This window comes from Pseudomonas sp. Q12-87 (genome assembly GCF_001269755.1).
Taxonomy (GTDB): Bacteria; Pseudomonadota; Gammaproteobacteria; order Pseudomonadales; family Pseudomonadaceae; genus Aquipseudomonas; species Aquipseudomonas fluorescens_S.
On the sequence record NZ_LHVI01000010.1, the window covers coordinates 235700 to 253762 of the forward strand.

Consider the following 18063-nt stretch of genomic DNA (forward strand, 5'->3'; position numbering starts at 1 on the left):
AACCGAAAAGCCCCGCCCGGCAGTGCCGAGCGGGGCTTTTTTTGGATGTCGAGCGCGTAGCTCTGTGGCGAGGGAGCTTGCTCCCGCTGGGCTGCACAGCAGCCCCAAAACCAGACACTGCGGTCATTCAGTCATACCGTATCGGCCGACCTACGACTGCTGCGCAGCCGAGCGGGAGCAAGCTCCCTCGCCACAGGGTTGTGTGTGTGGCTGGCATGGTCCGCGAATAAATATCGAGCTTTGTCGTCAGACGCTTCCGAATGTTACCCATGTTTCGAAATGTGTAACCAAAGGCGCCACAACGGGGCGATGTGAAACGTAACGCCCTGCTACAGGGCGGCTCCAGACGTCTCTGAAAATAAGCCGACACGCTGTGCTTGCCGGATTAGAAGGGTTTGCGAATAATGGGCCCGCTATTTGCAGCATAGATCGGTTTCCCTTCTTTTGCCTTTGCATGAATTTGCGGGGCTGTCAATGTGCTCGATCCGCTTTCTTGGTGCTTCTGTAATTTGTTGTCGCATTGAAGAAATATCGGCTTCGGGCCTGTCGTTAGAATGCCGATCACTCGCTCGTCGTGGCCTGCGTTGAATAAAGCGTGGGCTTCCTAGGACGCAGCACCAAAGTTCGTTTCACCCATTCGCATATTGGGCTGTTGCTCACTCTGCCGTTTTTGCCCTTTACCGATGGAGTCCCAAGATGAAGAAACTTGTGCTGCTTGGCGCCCTGGCACTGTCCGTGCTGTCGCTGCCGACCTTCGCCGATGAAAAGCCTCTGAAAATCGGTATCGAAGCGGCTTACCCTCCGTTTGCCTCGAAAGCCCCGGATGGCAACATCGTCGGTTTCGACTACGACATCGGCAATGCGCTGTGCGAAGAGATGAAGGTCAAGTGCGTGTGGGTCGAGCAGGAATTCGACGGTCTGATCCCGGCGCTCAAGGTCCGCAAGATCGACGCGATCCTTTCGTCCATGTCCATCACCGAAGACCGCAAGAAGTCCGTTGATTTCACCAACAAGTACTACAACACCCCGGCTCGCCTGGTGATGAAGGCCTGCACCCAGGTCAGCGACGGCCTGACCGAGCTCAAGGGCAAGAACATTGGCGTGCAGCGCGGTTCGATCCACGAGCGTTTCGCCCGTGAAGTCCTGGCCCCGCTGGGCGCCGAGATCAAGCCGTACGGTTCGCAGAACGAGATCTACCTCGATGTTTCCGCAGGTCGTCTCGACGGCACGGTGGCAGACGCTACGCTGCTGAATGACGGCTTCCTGAAGACAGACGCCGGCAAAGGCTTCGCGTTCGTTGGCCCGGCCTTCACCGACGTCAACTATTTCGGCGACGGCGTGGGCATCGCGGTGCGCAAGGGTGACGCGCTGAAAGACAAGATCAGCGCTGCCATCGCAGCCATCCGCGAGAACGGCAAGTACAAGCAAATCCAGGACAAGTACTTCGACTTCGACATTTACGGCAAGTAAATACGTCGCTTTGATAAGTGCGAAATGGCGCAAGCAACAGAATCTCTGCGGTTTGCGCCATTTTTTCATCCCACATTCGAGGACCTGAATCATGTTGAAAGGCTACGGGGCTGTCATCCTCGATGGCGCATGGTTGACGCTTCAGCTCGCCTTGTCGTCCATGGCCCTGGCCATTGTCCTGGGGCTGATCGGCGTTGCATTGCGCCTGTCGCCGGTACGCTGGCTGGCGTGGCTGGGCGACCTGTATTCCACGGTCATTCGCGGCATTCCCGACCTGGTGCTGATCCTGCTGATTTTCTACGGCGGCCAGGACTTGCTCAACCGCGTCGCGCCGATGCTCGGTTATGACGACTACATCGACCTGAACCCGTTGGCGGCCGGTATTGGCACCTTGGGTTTCATCTTCGGTGCGTACCTGTCGGAAACCTTTCGCGGTGCGTTCATGGCGATCCCCAAAGGGCAGGCCGAGGCGGGCATGGCGTACGGTATGAACGGCTTCCAGGTGTTTTTCCGGGTGCTGGTGCCGCAGATGATTCGCCTGGCGATTCCGGGCTTCACCAACAACTGGCTGGTATTGACCAAGGCCACCGCGCTGATTTCGGTGGTGGGTCTGCAAGACATGATGTTCAAGGCCAAGCAGGCGGCAGACGCCACTCGCGAGCCTTTTACCTTCTTCCTGGCAGTGGCGGCGATGTACCTGGTGATCACCAGCGTCTCGTTGCTGGCATTGCGTCACCTTGAGAAGCGCTACTCGGTAGGCGTAAGGGCGGCTGATCTATGATCTTCGACTACAACGTCATCTTCGATGCCTTGCCGCTGTACTTCAGTGGCCTTGTGACCACCCTGAAGCTGCTGGCACTGTCGCTGTTCTTCGGTCTGCTGGCGGCGCTGCCCCTGGGTTTGATGCGCGTGTCCAAGCAGCCAATCGTCAACATGACGGCCTGGCTCTACACCTATGTGATTCGCGGCACGCCGATGCTGGTGCAGCTGTTCCTGATCTACTACGGGCTGGCGCAGTTTGCGATTGTGCGCGAGAGCTTCCTCTGGCCATGGCTGTCCAGCGCGACCTTCTGCGCATGCCTGGCGTTCGCCATCAACACCAGCGCCTACACCGCCGAAATCATTGCCGGCAGCCTGCGGGCCACGCCCAACGGTGAAATCGAGGCGGCCAAGGCCATGGGCATGTCGCGCTACAAGCTGTATCGCCGGATCCTGTTGCCATCGGCCCTGCGCCGCGCGCTGCCGCAATACAGCAACGAAGTCATCATGATGTTGCAGACCACCAGTCTGGCGTCCATCGTGACCCTGATCGACATCACCGGTGCCGCGCGCACGGTGAATGCGCAGTATTACTTGCCGTTCGAGGCCTACATCACGGCCGGCGTCTTCTACCTGTGCCTGACCTTCATCCTGGTGCGCCTGTTCAAATTGGCCGAGCGCCGCTGGCTGGGTTACCTGGCTCCGCGCAAGCACTGATAACGCATCGATCCGATCGACTGCTCAACGACTGACGTTTTGTGAGAACCGACCGCATGTACAAGCTCGAAGTCCAAGACCTGCATAAACGCTATGGCAGTCACGAAGTGCTCAAGGGCGTGTCCCTGAAAGCCGCCGCTGGCGATGTGATCAGCATCATCGGCTCCAGTGGTTCCGGCAAAAGTACCTTCCTGCGTTGCATCAATCTGCTCGAGCAGCCCCATGTCGGCAAGATTTTGCTCAACAACGAAGAGCTCAAGCTGGTGGCCAACAAGGATGGCGCGTTGAAGGCTGCGGACCCCAAGCAACTGCAGCGCATGCGTTCGCGGCTGTCGATGGTGTTCCAGCATTTCAACCTGTGGTCCCACATGACCGCGCTGGAAAACATCATGGAAGCGCCGGTGCATGTGCTGGGCGTTTCCAAGGCCGAGGCTCGCGAGAAGGCCGAGCATTACCTGAACAAGGTGGGCGTGGCGCATCGCAAGGATGCCTACCCGGGCCACATGTCCGGCGGCGAACAACAGCGCGTGGCGATTGCCCGTGCCCTGGCGATGGAGCCCGAGGTGATGCTGTTCGATGAGCCGACCTCGGCCCTCGACCCTGAATTGGTGGGCGATGTGCTCAAGGTGATGCAGGCCCTGGCCCTGGAAGGCCGGACCATGGTGGTGGTGACGCACGAGATGGGCTTTGCCCGTGAAGTGTCGAACCAGCTGGTGTTCCTGCACAAGGGCGTCGTCGAGGAAAGCGGCAACCCGCGCGAAGTGCTGGTCAATCCGCAATCGGAGCGCCTGCAGCAATTTCTTTCGGGCAGCCTCAAGTAATCGCTCCCGCTACGCACCTGATTTGGGTCATGCTGCGCACCGCGCGCCAGATGGTCTAATTTGGTTGCAGCCGCTTTTGGCTTTAACACTGTTTTCGCTTCGGATCGCCCGCCATGACTGCCCATCGAATAGGTTTCCTGATTTGGCCCAGCACTAAAGCCTTGACGCTGGCGCTGGCTGAGGAGGCCTTGCGCGTTGCTCAGCGGGTGCATCCGGATGTGATCTACGAATTGTCGTTCCTGCAGGCCGAGCCGGCAGCCGAGGGGCCGTGGCAATTGCCGGGCGAACCCTGGGCCGGCAAGCTTGAAGGCTTGCAGAAGCTTTTCCTGCTGGCCGACGAACCGCCGACCACCCTGGCGTCGCCCTTGAGCAGCGCCCTCAAGCAGTTGGTGCGGGCCGGTTGTGTGATCGGTGGCTTGTCCGCCGGTGTGTATCCCCTGGCCCAGTTGGGGTTGCTCGACGGTTACCGCGCGGCTGTGCACTGGCGCTGGCAGGACGATTTCTCTGAACGCTTTCCCAAGGTTATCGCCACCAGTCATTTGTTCGATTGGGACCGCGATCGCCTGAGCGCCTGCGGCGGCATGTCAGTGCTCGACCTGTTGCTGGCGGTGCTGGCCCGGGATCATGGCGCGGAGCTGGCCGGTGCGGTGTCGGAAGAGTTGGTGGTCGAGCGTATCCGCGAAGGCGGCGAGCGCCAGCGCATCCCGTTGCAGAATCGCCTCGGCTCCAGCCATCCGAAGCTCACCCAGGCGGTGCTGCTGATGGAGGCCAACATCGAGGAGCCGCTGACCACCGACGAAATCGCCCAGCATGTGTGCGTGTCCCGTCGACAGCTGGAGCGGATCTTCAAGCAATACCTCAATCGCGTACCGAGCCAGTACTACCTGGAGCTGCGCCTGAACAAGGCCCGCCAGATGCTGATGCAGACCAGCAAGTCCATCATCCAGATCGGCCTGTCCTGCGGTTTCTCCTCGGGGCCGCATTTTTCCAGCGCCTACCGCAACTTCTTTGGCGCCACGCCACGGGAAGATCGCAACCAGCGGCGCAGCAGCAGCCCGTTCGAATTGTCCTCGGTGCCGTCCGAGCGCGGCTAGGGCAGATAAGACTCCTGCGGTAAGGCAACTTACCTGTGGCGAGGGAGCTTGCTCCCGCTGGGCCGCGAAGCGGGCCCAAACGGTAACCCTGTTGCGTCAGATTGATTGGAGGTTTTCCTGGTGGATGCTGCGCGCCCCCAGCGGGAGCAAGCTCCCTCGCCACAGATTACTCCTCTAAAACTCCAGTTGTGGCTGGCCAGGGAAATGTAAATGCCGGCGCCTCAAATCCCGCTGCACCGTTTAAACTGCGCCTTTGCGACGCTATTTGTCGCATTGCCGTAAACCCGCGAAAAACGTGGGTTGGCGCTATAAGAAGTTGTCGCTTGGCGGCAAGGCCGGGCTGAAAACTGTCCTTACAATCCCTACCAAGCTCGCCAGTTCCAGGCGGGTGTTCCTCTTCAGGAGACTCCGATGTCCGTTGAGCAAGCCGCGGTACAACGCGCCGATTTCGACCAGGTTATGGTTCCCAACTATGCACCTGCTGCCTTTATTCCTGTGCGTGGTGCCGGTTCCCGCGTGTGGGACCAGTCCGGTCGCGAGTTGATCGACTTCGCTGGCGGTATCGCAGTCAACGTACTGGGCCATGCCCACCCGGCGCTGGTCGGTGCGTTGACCGAGCAGGCCAACAAGCTGTGGCACGTGTCCAACGTGTTCACCAACGAGCCGGCCCTGCGCCTGGCCCATAAGTTGGTCAACGCGACATTTGCCGAACGTGCGTTCTTCTGTAACTCCGGCGCGGAAGCCAACGAGGCCGCCTTCAAGCTGGCCCGTCGTGTCGCGTTCGATCGGTTCGGCAGCGAAAAATACGAAATCATCGCCGCGCTCAACAGTTTCCACGGTCGTACCTTGTTTACCGTCAACGTCGGTGGGCAATCGAAGTACTCCGACGGCTTCGGTCCTAAAATCACCGGCATCACCCACGTTCCTTACAACGACCTGGCTGCACTGAAAGCGGCTATTTCGGACAAGACCTGCGCCGTGGTGCTGGAGCCGATTCAGGGCGAGGGCGGTGTGCTGCCGGCGGAACAGGCTTACCTGCAAGGTGCTCGCGACCTGTGCGATGCCCACGATGCGCTGCTGGTGTTCGACGAAGTGCAGACCGGCATGGGCCGCAGTGGCCACTTGTTCGCCTATATGCATTACGGCGTGGTCCCGGACATTCTCACCAGCGCCAAGAGCCTGGGCGGGGGGTTCCCGATTGCCGCGATGCTCACCACCGAAGCGTTGGCCAAGCACCTGGTGGTCGGCACCCATGGCACCACGTACGGCGGCAACCCGCTGGCCTGCGCGGTCGCTGAAGCGGTGATCGATGTCATCAATACGCCCGAAGTGCTGGCCGGCGTCAAAACCAAGCATGCCAAGTTCAAGGCACGCCTGGAGCAGATCGGCGCGAAGTACGGCCTGTTTACCCAGGTGCGCGGTTTGGGCCTGTTGATCGGCTGCGTGTTGAACGACGCTTGGAAAGGCAAGGCCAAGGACATCTTCAACGCCGCCGAACAGGAAGGCCTGATGATCCTGCAAGCCGGCCCGGACGTGATTCGCTTCGCGCCGAGCCTGGTGGTGGAAGACGCCGACATCGATGCCGGCCTGGATCGTTTCGAGCGGGCCGCGGCGAAGCTGACCCAGGCCTGATGCTTAGGGCCTGACAGGGTCCAAATGTGGGAGCGGGCTTGCCCGCGAAGGCGATTGATCAGTCAACATTTCCGTTGGAAGTGATGGCCTCTCCGCGAGCAAAACCGCTCCCACGCCCAGTTTTTTTTCTCTGTGTATCGACCTCAATAGTCGAACCGTTTATTTCAAGTTAAGGAGTGACACCATGCTGGTGATGCGCCCCGCGCAAATGGCTGATCTGGGCGAGGTACAGCGTCTGGCTGCGGACAGTCCGATCGGTGTCACTTCCTTGCCGGATGACGTGGAACGCCTGAGCGACAAGATCGCCGCGAGCGAAGCCTCGTTTGCCGCTGAAGTCAGCTTTAACGGTGAAGAGAGCTATTTCTTCGTCCTTGAAGACACCGCGACCGGCAAGCTGGCGGGCTGTTCGGCCATCGTCGCGTCGGCCGGTTATTCCGAGCCGTTCTACAGCTTTCGCAACGAGACCTTCGTGCACGCCTCCCGCGAGCTGAAGATCCACAACAAGATCCACGTGCTCTCCCAGTGCCATGACCTGACCGGTAACAGCCTGTTGACCAGTTTCTATGTTGTGCCGGAGCTGGTGGGTTCGCCGTGGTCGGAACTCAATTCCCGTGGTCGCCTGCTGTTCGTCGCCAGCCATCCGGAGCGGTTTGCCGATTCGGTGGTAACCGAGATCGTCGGCTATAGCGATGAAAATGGCGACTCGCCGTTCTGGGACGCCATCGGTCGTAACTTCTTCGACCTCAACTACGCCGCCGCCGAGCGCCTGTGCGGGCTGAAAAGCCGTACCTTCCTCGCCGAGCTGATGCCGCATTACCCGATCTACGTGCCGCTGTTGCCGGACGCCGCCCAGGAAGCCATGGGCCAGGTCCACCCGCGTGCGCAGATCACCTTCGACATCCTGATGCGCGAAGGTTTCGAGACCGATCATTACATCGACATTTTCGACGGTGGCCCGACCTTGCATGCCCGTGTCTCGGGGATCCGCTCGATTGCCCAGAGCCGCGTGGTACCGGTGAAGATCGGCGAACCGGTCAAGGGCGCCGGCCGGCAATACCTGGTGGCCAATGCCCAGCTGCAGGACTACCGCGCCGTGTTGCTTGAGCTTGATTACGCGCCGGGCAAGCCTGTAACGCTGGACATGGAAGCGGCCGAAGCCCTGGGTGTTGGCGAGGGTGCCAGCGTGCGCCTGGTGGCGGTTTAACGCTTTACAGCTGAGTTTCGCGGGTGGCGAGAGCGACCCGTTTGAGGAGATAGCATGATCGTTCGTCCCGTACGCAGCAGCGATTTACCCGCTCTGATTGCCCTGGCCCGCAGCACCGGCACCGGCCTGACCACCTTGCCGGCCAACGAAGAGCGCCTGGCCCATCGGGTCGGCTGGGCCGAGAAGACCTTTCGCGGCGAAGCCGGGCGCGGCGATGCGGACTACCTGTTCGTGCTTGAGGACGACGACGGTCGGGTGGTGGGCATTTCCGCCATCGCCGGTGCCGTGGGCCTGCGGGAGCCCTGGTACAACTTCCGGGTCGGCCTGACGGTCAGCGCCTCCCAGGAACTGAACATCTACCGGGAAATCCCGACCTTGTTCCTGGCCAACGACCTGACGGGCAATTCCGAGTTGTGCTCGCTGTTCCTGCACGCCGATTACCGCAACGGCCTCAATGGCAGGATGCTGGCCAAGGCGCGGCTGTTGTTCATCGCCGAATTCCCGCAATTGTTCGGCAACAAGATCATCGCCGAGATGCGCGGCATGTCCGACGACAACGGCCGCTCACCGTTCTGGGAGAGCCTGGGCCGGCATTTCTTCAAGATGGAATTCAGCCAGGCCGATTACCTGACGGGCGTGGGCAACAAGGCGTTCATCGCCGAATTGATGCCCAAATTCCCGCTGTACACCTGCTTCCTTTCCGAGGACGCGCGGGCGGTGATCGGTCAGGTTCATCCCGATACCGAACCGGCGCTGTCAATGCTCAAGAGCGAAGGCTTCAGCTACCAGGGTTACGTCGACATCTTCGATGCCGGCCCCGCCGTAGAGTGCGAAACCGCCAAGATCCGTGCGGTTCGCGACAGCCAGGCGCTGGTGCTGGCCATCGGCACGCCGGGCGACGATGCCACGCCATTCCTCATCCATAACCGCAAGCGCGAGGACTGCCGTATCACCGCTGCGCCGGCGCGCTTTGCCGCAGGCACTCTGGTGGTCGATCCGCTGACCGCCAAACGTCTTCAACTCAACGCTGGCGATCAGGTACGTGCCGTCGCGTTGTCTGCTGCTCGGGAGTCGAAATAATGAAGTCGCTGTATATCGCAGGTACTTGGCTCGAAGGCCAGGGCGACGTCTTTGAATCGTTGAATCCAGTGACTCAGCAAGTGCTGTGGACCGGCAAGGGCGCCACGGCGGCGCAAGTTGAGTCGGCGATACAAGCAGCACGCCAGGCCTTCCCGGACTGGGCCCGGCGTACGCTGGACGAACGCATCCAGGTGCTGGAAGCGTTTGCCGCCGCCCTGAAGAATCGCGCGGATGAACTGGCCCGTTGCATCGGTGAAGAAACCGGCAAACCGCTGTGGGAAGCCGCCACCGAAGTCACCAGCATGGTCAACAAAGTCGCCATTTCGGTGCAGAGCTACCGCGAGCGGACCGGTGAGAAGAGCGGCCCCCTGGGCGACGCCACCGCCGTGCTGCGCCACAAACCTCACGGTGTGGTGGCAGTGTTCGGCCCTTACAACTTTCCCGGCCACCTGCCTAACGGCCACATCGTCCCGGCGTTGCTGGCCGGTAACAGCGTGCTGTTCAAGCCAAGCGAGCTGACGCCAAAAGTCGCCGAGCTGACGGTTCAATGCTGGGTCGAGGCCGGTCTGCCGGCAGGCGTGCTGAACCTGCTGCAAGGCGCCCGGGAAACCGGTATCGCCCTGGCGGCCAACCCGGGCATCGACGGGCTGTTTTTCACCGGTTCCAGCCGCACCGGCAATCTCTTGCATCAACAGTTTTCCGGGCGTCCGGACAAGATCCTGGCGCTGGAAATGGGCGGCAACAACCCACTGGTAGTGGATGAAGTGGCGGACGTCGATGCGGCGGTCTACACCATTATCCAGTCTGCGTTCATTTCGGCTGGCCAGCGCTGCACTTGTGCGCGCCGCTTGCTGGTTCCGCAAGGGGCATGGGGCGATGCTCTGCTGGCACGCCTGGTGGCGGTCAGCTCGACCATAGACGTGGGGGCTTTTGACCAACAGCCTGCACCGTTCATGGGTTCGGTGGTTTCCCTGGGCGCGGCGAAGGCGCTGATGGATGCGCAAAACCATTTGCTGGGCAAAGGCGCCGTGCCGCTGCTGGCCATGACCCAACCCCAGCCCCAGGCTGCGTTGCTGACGCCGGGCATCCTGGACGTGACGGCAGTGACCGAGCGGCCTGATGAAGAGCTGTTCGGACCGTTGCTGCAGGTGATTCGCTATGCGGATTTCCCCGCGGCAATCGCCGAGGCCAACAATACTCAGTATGGCTTGGCTGCCGGGTTGCTCTCGGACTCGCAGGCGCGCTACGAAGAGTTCTGGCTGCAAAGCCGGGCCGGTATCGTCAACTGGAACAAGCAGTTGACCGGTGCCGCGAGCAGCGCGCCGTTTGGCGGCATCGGCGCCTCGGGCAACCATCGCGCCAGCGCTTATTACGCGGCGGATTATTGCGCGTATCCGGTGGCTTCCCTGGAGACGCCGAAGCTTGTCATGCCGACTGCCCTGACCCCCGGCATAAAAATGGTGTAGCCCCATTCGCGAGCAAGCCCGCTCCCACATGGATTGCGCAAGCCCCTGTGGGAGCGGGCCTGCCCGCGAAGGCCGCGACGCGGTTGCAATTGATGCCTATAAAAACAGATTCTCGTGGAGCCTCGCTGATGAAATCCTATGAAGTCAACTTTGACGGTCTAGTGGGGCCGACCCATAACTACGGCGGACTCTCGTTCGGCAACGTCGCGTCCCAGAGCAACAGCCAGCAGTCCTCGAACCCCAAGGAAGCAGCGTTGCAGGGCTTGGCGAAAATGAAAGCGCTGATGGACATGGGCTTCCAGCAAGGCGTGCTGGCGCCGCAAGAGCGTCCGGACGTGGCGGCCCTGCGCCGGTTGGGTTTTGCCGGCAGCGATGCGCAGGTCATCCAGCAGGCGGCAAAAGAAGCGATGCCGTTGTTGGTTGCCAGTTGCTCGGCCTCCAGCATGTGGGTGGCCAACGCTGCCACGGTCAGCCCGAGCGCCGACACTGCTGACGGACGCGTGCATTTCACCGCCGCCAACCTGAACTGCAAATACCACCGCAGCATCGAGCATCCAACCACCAGTCGCGTCCTGGGGGCGATGTTTGCCAATCAGCAGCATTTTGCCCATCACGCCGCGTTGCCGGCGGTGGCTCAATTCGGCGACGAAGGCGCAGCCAACCACACCCGTTTCTGCCGCGCCTACGGCGAGGCCGGTGTCGAATTCTTTGTGTTCGGTCGTAGTGCCTTTGATCCCCGTTACCCTGCGCCACAGAAGTACCCGGCGCGCCAGACGCTCGAAGCGTCCCAAGCTGTCGCCCGCCTGCATGGCCTGAGCGAGGACGGCGTGGTCTACGCCCAGCAGAACCCGTCGGTGATCGACCAGGGCGTGTTCCACAATGACGTGATCGCGGTGGGCAACGGTGAAGTGCTGTTCTATCACGAGGACGCGTTTCTGGAGACCGACAAGATGCTGGCCGAGCTGAGCAGCAAGCTCGCCAAGGTCGGTGGCAAATTCCAGTCGGTGTGTGTGCCGCGTTCGGCGGTCACGGTGGATGATGCGGTGCGTTCCTACCTGTTCAACAGCCAATTGCTGTCGCGTCCAGACGGCTCGATGCTATTGATCGTGCCGGAAGAGTGCCGCAGCAACGAACGTGTCTGGCAATATCTGCAAGGCCTGACGGGCGCCGGCGGGGTGATTCGCGAAGTGAAGGTCTTCGACCTCAAGCAAAGCATGCAGAACGGTGGTGGCCCGGCCTGCCTGCGGTTGCGCGTGGCCCTCAATGAAACCGAGCTGGCGGCGGTCAACCCAGGGGTTATCATGACCGCGCCGTTGTACGATTCGCTGACCCAATGGGTCGAGCGGCACTACCGCGACCGCATGACCGAAAATGATCTGGCGGACCCGCAGTTGCTGCTTGAATGCCGTGCGGCACTGGATGAACTGACACAAATCCTTAAACTTGGCGCGGTTTATCCTTTCCAGATCAATTGAAAGCGCGCGCGACCTGACTACAGTCAAGGAAGGGCGCGTTGCCTTTATCTCCAGACGAGAACGTAAAAACATGAGCGATACCCTGCAGCTGATCCTTGAAGACACCGACGGCACCCAACTGGAAACCTCCTGCACCCGCGTCGCGGTGATGTGGCAAGGCAAGGAGTTGTGGATCCAGCAGGATGGCCGCGGTCAGTTGCTGATCGGCGTGGATGTCGAGGAAGGAGACGAGGAATACGCCAACCTGTTGCTGCGTCCATTGGCGACCAACCTGGTCAGCCTGCAACTGGAAATGGAACCGGCTGACGTCGGCGACGATGACCATGTCCATGGCCCGGATTGCGGCCACGACCATTAAGGAAACCGCGCTATGCTCGCCCTCGGCAAACTGCTTGAACTGACCCTCGCCGGCCGTGAACCGGCGGAGAAGACTCAACTGACTGTCGAAGGCGTACGGATGCGCTGGTTGAGCGAGGGCGCGCTGGAGGTCAAGCCGCCCGAAGCCCGGGACAACGGCCTGGACCTGCTGCTATCGGCCGGTATCCACGGCAACGAAACCGCGCCCATCGAATTGCTCGACCGCTTGCTGCATGACATCGCCCGTGGGGATTTGAAGCCGCGGGCACGCATTCTGTTTCTGTTCGGCAATCCCGAGGCCATTCGGCGCGGCGAGCGTTTCGTCGAACAGGACGTCAACCGGCTGTTCAATGGTCGCCATGAGCTGAGCGGCGGTGCCGAGGCGTTGCGGGCCTGTGAGCTGGAGCGGCTGGCCGCCAGTTTCTTCAATCGGCCCGAGCGCAGTCGCCTGCATTACGACCTGCACACCGCCATCCGTGGTTCGAAGATCGAGCAGTTCGCCCTGTACCCATGGAAAGAAGGCCGCCAGCATTCACGCCGTGAACTGGCGCGCCTGCGTGCGGCGGGCATGGAGGCGGTGCTGTTGCAGAACAAACCGTCCATCGTCTTCAGTTCTTATACCTACGACCAGCTCGACGCCGAGTCCTTTACCCTGGAGCTGGGCAAGGCCCGGCCGTTCGGCGAGAACGAAGGCGTCAACGTGAGCCTGCTGGAAACCCGCCTGCAACAGATCATCGAAGGCAACGAGCCGGAACTGGACGAAGGGCTCGATGGCCTGCAACTCTTCAGCGTGGCGCGGGAAATCATCAAGCACAGCGACAGCTTCCGCCTGAACCTGCCAGCGGATATCGAGAACTTTTCGGAGCTTGAAAAAGGCTACGTACTGGCCGAAGACATCGCCCAGACTCGCTGGGTGATCGAAGAAGAGGGCGCGCGGATCATCTTCCCGAACCCGAAGGTCAAGAATGGCTTGCGAGCCGGGATCCTGATCGTGCCGGCCACGGATGAAAACCTGGCCTGAAATCAACATCGTTCAAATGTGGGAGCGGGCTTGCTCGCGAAAGCGGCGTGTCAGTCAAAAATTGTTTACTGATACACCGCTTTCGCGAGCAAGCCCGCTCCCACAGGTTTTTCTAGCGGTTTTTAGCTCGCTACCGCCCGCTGCTCACTGCGGCGCAACGCCCGGGTCTTGTGCAGGGTATCGGCGCAGGTCTTCGCTGCTTCCTGACCTTTGTGCACGAAATGCTCGAAGAAGAACTTCTGGTGTTCTTCGCCAGCATGAAAGTGATGCGGTGTGAGCACGACCGAGAACACTGGCACTTCGGTTTCCAACTGAACCTGCATCAGGCCGCTGATCACCGATTGGGCGACAAATTCGTGGCGATAGATGCCACCGTCCACCACCAGGCCTGCGGCGACGATGCCGGAATAACGGCCGGATTTGGCCAGTAGTTTGGCGTGCAGCGGGATTTCGAAGGCGCCGCCGACTTCGAAGAAATCGATGTCGCTCTCCTGATAACCCTGATTGACCATTTCAGCGACGAAGCCTTTACGGCTCTGGTCGACGATTTCCTTGTGCCAGCAGGCTTGGATGAACGCGACGCGCTCGCCCGGGTGGCTTTTGATCTTGCTGTCGATTGCGGTGGGTTGCATGTTCTGGTTCCTGTTTGTGTGAAAAACAGGGCGTCATGAATCGAAGGGGATTCGAGGGTACGCCGCATACAAGACAGTCGCGGTCGGCCCTTGGGTGTCAATCCCGTTCTCTCTTCATCCGGACTATGACCGTCGGCCCCGGGATCACACCGGGTCTGCTGACCTTGCCGCTACACCGCAAAAGCCGTGTACCACCAAGCGCTCGCGGGCTATGCACGTTGCGTGCAATTACCGCCGGTGGGGAGTTACACCCCGCCCTGAGAACGTTTTTGCCGCCATCGTTTTGGCAGCGGAGGATTTTTAACACATATTTCAGCGTAACGCATGAGCGGATTCCACAACGAACACATGGCCAGTCAGGAGCTTTCTGTGGCGAGGGAGCTTGCTCCCGCTCGGGTGCGAAGCAGCCGCAAAAATCTTGGGGCCGCTTCGCAGCCCAGCGGGAGCAAGCTCCCTCGCCACCGAAATTCCGTCGATCAGGCTTGATTATTCTTCGCCATGCCCGCAGTAATTGCCGTTCGAAAGGAATTTCCCACCACTTGAGCCCGAGGCCAGATTCATGAGCGTTATCGATCTTCGCAGCGACACGGTCACCCAACCCACCGCCGGCATGCTCGACGCCATGGCCAGCGCGCCGACCGGCGACGATGTGTATGGCGAAGACCCGACCGTCAATCGTCTCGAAGCCGAACTGGCCGGGCGCCTGGGGTTCGCGGCGGCGCTGTTCGTGCCCACGGGGACCATGAGCAACCTGTTGGGATTGATGGCCCATTGCGAGCGCGGCGACGAGTACATCGTCGGCCAGCAGGCCCATACCTACAAATATGAAGGTGGCGGTGCGGCGGTGCTCGGTTCGATCCAGCCCCAGCCCCTCGAAGTGCTGGCGGACGGTTCCCTGGACTTGGCGCATGTGGCCGCGGCGATCAAGCCCGATGACTTTCATTTTGCCCGCACCCGCTTGCTGGCCCTGGAAAACACCATGCAGGGCAAGGTGCTGTCGCTGGATTACCTGGCCCAGGCTCGGCGTTTTACCCGGGAGCATGGCCTGGCCCTGCATCTGGACGGAGCGCGGCTGTATAACGCTGCCGTGAAGTTGAATGTCGATGCCCGAGAGATCGCTCAGCACTTCGATTCGGTCTCGGTGTGCCTGTCCAAGGGGCTCGGCGCTCCGGTTGGCTCGGTCCTGTGCGGCAGCGTCGAGCTGATCGGCAAGGCGCGTCGGCTGCGCAAAATGGTTGGCGGTGGCATGCGCCAGGCCGGAATCCTGGCGGCGGCGGGGTTGTATGCCTTGGAGCATCAGGTCCAGCGCCTGGCCGACGACCACGCCAATGCCCAGCGCCTCGCCGAAGGATTGCGGACGGCGGGTTACCAGGTCGAGCCAGTGCAGACCAACATGGTGTACGTGCAAATGGGCGAGCGGGCCGAGGCGATCAAGGCGTTTGCCGCTGAACGTGGGATCAAGCTCAGCGCAGCCCCACGGCTGCGAATGGTCACGCACATGGACGTAAGCAGTGCGCAGATCGACCGGGTAGTCGAGGCTTTCGTCGAATTTTCTTGCCAATGACCCGTCAAGCGGGCCAATTGACAGTTTCTATCGCATAAACACGCTGTACCCCACGCGAAGGGCCGATATAATGCGGCCCTTTGCCGTTGCTTCGTCTGTTGACGTTTTGCACAGGCCTTTGGCCGCAGCCTCCGTGGAAGAACCTAATGAAAAGCGCAGAAATCCGTGAAGCCTTCCTTCGCTTCTTCGAAGAGCAAGGCCATACCCGAGTAGCCTCCAGCTCTTTGATTCCGGGCAACGACCCGACCCTGCTGTTCACCAACGCGGGGATGAACCAGTTCAAGGACTGCTTCCTGGGCCAGGAAAAACGTGCCTACACCCGCGCGGTGAGCAGCCAGAAATGCGTGCGCGCCGGTGGCAAGCACAACGACCTGGAAAACGTCGGCTATACCGCTCGTCACCACACCTTCTTCGAAATGCTGGGTAACTTCAGCTTCGGTGACTATTTCAAGCGCGACGCCATCACCTTCGCCTGGACCTTCCTGACCTCCGACAAGTGGCTGAACCTGCCCAAGGAGAAGCTCTGGGTAACGGTCTACGCCACCGATGACGAAGCCTATGACATCTGGACCAAAGAAGTGGGTGTCCCGGCCGAGCGCATGGTGCGTATCGGCGACAACAAAGGCGCGCCTTACGCCTCCGACAACTTCTGGACCATGGGCGACACCGGCCCGTGCGGCCCTTGCACCGAGATTTTCTACGATCACGGCGCCGACATCTGGGGCGGCCCACCCGGCTCGCCGGAAGAAGACGGCGACCGCTACATCGAGATCTGGAACAACGTGTTCATGCAGTTCAACCGCACCGCCGATGGCGTGTTGCATCCGCTGCCGGCACCGTCGGTCGATACCGGTATGGGCCTGGAGCGGATCAGTGCGGTGTTGCAGCACGTTCACTCCAACTACGAGATCGACCTGTTCCAGAGCCTGCTGAGCGCTTCGGCCCAGGCCATCGGTTGCACCAACGACAACCAGGCTTCGCTGAAAGTCGTCGCCGACCACATCCGTTCCTGCGGCTTCCTGATTGCTGACGGTGTGCTGCCGTCCAACGAAGGCCGTGGCTATGTGCTGCGCCGGATCATTCGCCGCGCCTGCCGCCACGGCAACAAGCTGGGCGCCAAGGGCAGCTTCTTCTATCAGATCGTCGCGGCTCTGGCGGCCGAGATGGGCGAGGCCTTCCCGGAGCTCAAGTCCCAGCAGGCGCATATCGAGCGCGTGCTCAAGGCTGAAGAAGAGCAGTTCGCCAAGACCCTTGAACAAGGTCTGAAGATCCTTGAACAGGACCTGGCCGAGCTCAAGGGCAACGTGGTTCCGGGCGATGTGGTGTTCAAGTTGTACGACACTTACGGTTTCCCAATGGACCTGACCGGCGATATCGCCCGTGAACGCAACCTGACCCTCGACGAGGAAGGTTTCGAACGCGAGATGGAAGCCCAGCGGGTGCGTGCGCGTTCCGCCAGCTCCTTCGGCATGGACTACAACAGCCTGGTCAAGGTTGACGTGGCCACCGAGTTCACCGGCTACGCTGGTACCACCGGTTCGGCCAAGATCGTTGCTATCTATAAGGACGGCCAGTCGGTCGACATCCTGAGCGAAGGCCAGGAAGGCGTGATCGTGCTGGACAAGACGCCGTTCTACGCCGAATCCGGCGGCCAGATTGGCGATAGCGGCTACCTGCAGGCCGGCAGTTCGCGCTTCGACGTACGCGACACCACCAAGACTGGCGGCGCTTTCCTGCACCACGGCGTGCTGGCATCGGGCAGCCTGATGATCGCCGCCCCGGTGGCCGCCCATGTCGACGCCGACGTTCGGCATGCCACGTCGCTGAACCACTCCGCCACCCACTTGCTGCACGCCGCGTTGCGCCAGGTACTGGGCGAGCATGTCCAGCAGAAGGGTTCTTTGGTGGACAGTCAGCGCCTGCGCTTTGACTTCAGCCACTTTGAAGCCATCAAGCCTGAGCAACTCAAGGCGCTGGAAGACATCGTCAACGCCGAGATTCGCAAGAACTCCCCGGTAGAAACCGAGGAAACCGACATCGAGACCGCCAAGAAGAAGGGCGCGATGGCACTGTTCGGTGAGAAGTACGGCGACAGCGTACGCGTACTGAGCATGGGCGATTTCTCCGTGGAACTGTGCGGCGGCATCCACGCCAACCGGACCGGCGACATCGGCCTGCTGAAAATCATCAGCGAGGGCGGCGTGGCCTCGGGCGTTCGCCGCATCGAGGCGGTCACCGGCGCTGCGGCGCTGGCGTACCTCAACGCGGCAGAAGAACAACTCAAGGAAGCGGCGAGCCTGATCAAGGGCAGTCGTGACAACCTGATCGACAAGCTGTCGGCTGTGCTGGAGCGCAATCGCCTGCTGGAAAAGCAACTGGAACAGTTGCAGGCCAAGGCCGCCAGCGCGGCGGGCGACGATCTGTCGGCCCAGGCCGTGGACATCAAGGGCGTGAAGGTGCTGGCCGTGCGTCTCGACGGCCAGGACGGCAAGGCGCTGCTGGCGCTCGTCGATCAGTTGAAGAACAAACTCGGCCGCGCAGTGATCCTGCTCGGCAGTGTCCATGAGGAAAAGGTCGTTCTCGTCGCAGGCGTGACCAAAGACCTGACTGGCCAACTCAAAGCCGGTGATTTGATGAAGCAGGCCGCTGCGGCAGTGGGCGGGAAGGGCGGTGGTCGTCCGGACATGGCGCAAGGCGGTGGTACCGACGCCGGCGCACTGGACGCGGCACTGGCCCAAACCGTTGCATTTGTAGAGCAGGGTATTTAAGGC

15 protein-coding genes and 1 riboswitch are annotated in these 18063 nt (G+C 61.0%); of the genes, 14 read left to right on the forward strand and 1 reads right to left on the reverse strand.

All coding sequences use genetic code 11. The features are described from left to right. Positions 1-696: 696 nt before the first annotated feature. From AD663_RS05920 to astE, 12 genes are all read left to right on the forward strand, one after another. The gene (locus AD663_RS05920) at positions 697-1470 is read left to right on the forward strand and encodes an ABC transporter substrate-binding protein (protein ID WP_053213428.1); all 774 of its coding nucleotides are present in this window, start codon (positions 697-699) and stop codon (positions 1468-1470) included. A gap of 91 nt (positions 1471-1561) precedes the next feature. Then, complete coding sequence (locus tag AD663_RS05925; RefSeq protein WP_003178836.1) at positions 1562-2251, forward strand: ABC transporter permease; 690 nt, start codon at positions 1562-1564, stop codon at positions 2249-2251. Then, on the forward strand, positions 2248-2946 hold the full coding sequence (locus AD663_RS05930) for an ABC transporter permease (protein ID WP_003178837.1): 699 nt from the start codon (positions 2248-2250) through the stop codon (positions 2944-2946). Before AD663_RS05925 ends, AD663_RS05930 begins: the two co-directional genes overlap by 4 nt. A gap of 56 nt (positions 2947-3002) precedes the next feature. Next, on the forward strand, positions 3003-3767 hold the full coding sequence (locus AD663_RS05935; RefSeq protein WP_053213429.1) for an ABC transporter ATP-binding protein: 765 nt from the start codon (positions 3003-3005) through the stop codon (positions 3765-3767). A 113-nt stretch (positions 3768-3880) separates the two neighbouring features. Further along, the gene (locus AD663_RS05940) at positions 3881-4861 is read left to right on the forward strand and encodes a GlxA family transcriptional regulator (protein ID WP_003178842.1); all 981 of its coding nucleotides are present in this window, start codon (positions 3881-3883) and stop codon (positions 4859-4861) included. Between the two features lie 411 nt (positions 4862-5272). Beyond that, entirely contained in the window at positions 5273-6493 is a 1221-nt protein-coding gene (locus AD663_RS05945; protein ID WP_003178849.1) for an aspartate aminotransferase family protein, read from the forward strand. 184 nt (positions 6494-6677) lie between these two features. Then, entirely contained in the window at positions 6678-7697 is a 1020-nt protein-coding gene (gene aruF / locus AD663_RS05950; RefSeq protein ID WP_003178851.1) for an arginine/ornithine succinyltransferase subunit alpha, read from the forward strand. Positions 7698-7751: 54 nt separating this feature from the next. Further along, positions 7752-8777, forward strand: a complete 1026-nt coding sequence (gene astA, locus AD663_RS05955; RefSeq protein WP_003178854.1) for an arginine N-succinyltransferase — start codon at positions 7752-7754, stop codon at positions 8775-8777. Continuing rightward, the gene (gene astD, locus AD663_RS05960; protein WP_172680586.1) at positions 8774-10243 is read left to right on the forward strand and encodes a succinylglutamate-semialdehyde dehydrogenase; all 1470 of its coding nucleotides are present in this window, start codon (positions 8774-8776) and stop codon (positions 10241-10243) included. Before astA ends, astD begins: the two co-directional genes overlap by 4 nt. A 128-nt stretch (positions 10244-10371) precedes the next feature. Next, positions 10372-11718, forward strand: a complete 1347-nt coding sequence (gene astB, locus AD663_RS05965) for an N-succinylarginine dihydrolase (protein ID WP_003178860.1) — start codon at positions 10372-10374, stop codon at positions 11716-11718. Positions 11719-11788: 70 nt separating this feature from the next. Then, complete coding sequence (locus tag AD663_RS05970; protein ID WP_003178862.1) at positions 11789-12076, forward strand: hypothetical protein; 288 nt, start codon at positions 11789-11791, stop codon at positions 12074-12076. A 12-nt stretch (positions 12077-12088) separates the two neighbouring features. After that, positions 12089-13096, forward strand: a complete 1008-nt coding sequence (gene astE / locus AD663_RS05975; RefSeq protein WP_053213431.1) for a succinylglutamate desuccinylase — start codon at positions 12089-12091, stop codon at positions 13094-13096. Between the two features lie 122 nt (positions 13097-13218). Here astE and AD663_RS05980 read toward each other — a convergent pair whose 3' ends face one another. Further along, positions 13219-13728: a 6,7-dimethyl-8-ribityllumazine synthase gene (locus AD663_RS05980; RefSeq protein WP_003178865.1), complete on the reverse strand. Its 510-nt coding sequence runs from the start codon at positions 13726-13728 to the stop codon at positions 13219-13221. A gap of 101 nt (positions 13729-13829) precedes the next feature. Then, positions 13830-13997, reverse strand: a riboswitch (FMN riboswitch). Between the two features lie 290 nt (positions 13998-14287). Here AD663_RS05980 and ltaE point away from each other — a divergent pair. Together ltaE and alaS are read left to right on the forward strand one after the other, a co-directional pair. After that, complete coding sequence (gene ltaE, locus AD663_RS05985; RefSeq protein WP_053213432.1) at positions 14288-15292, forward strand: low-specificity L-threonine aldolase; 1005 nt, start codon at positions 14288-14290, stop codon at positions 15290-15292. A 146-nt stretch (positions 15293-15438) separates the two neighbouring features. Next, positions 15439-18060, forward strand: a complete 2622-nt coding sequence (gene alaS / locus AD663_RS05990; RefSeq protein ID WP_003178868.1) for an alanine--tRNA ligase — start codon at positions 15439-15441, stop codon at positions 18058-18060. Positions 18061-18063 lie beyond the last annotated feature (3 nt).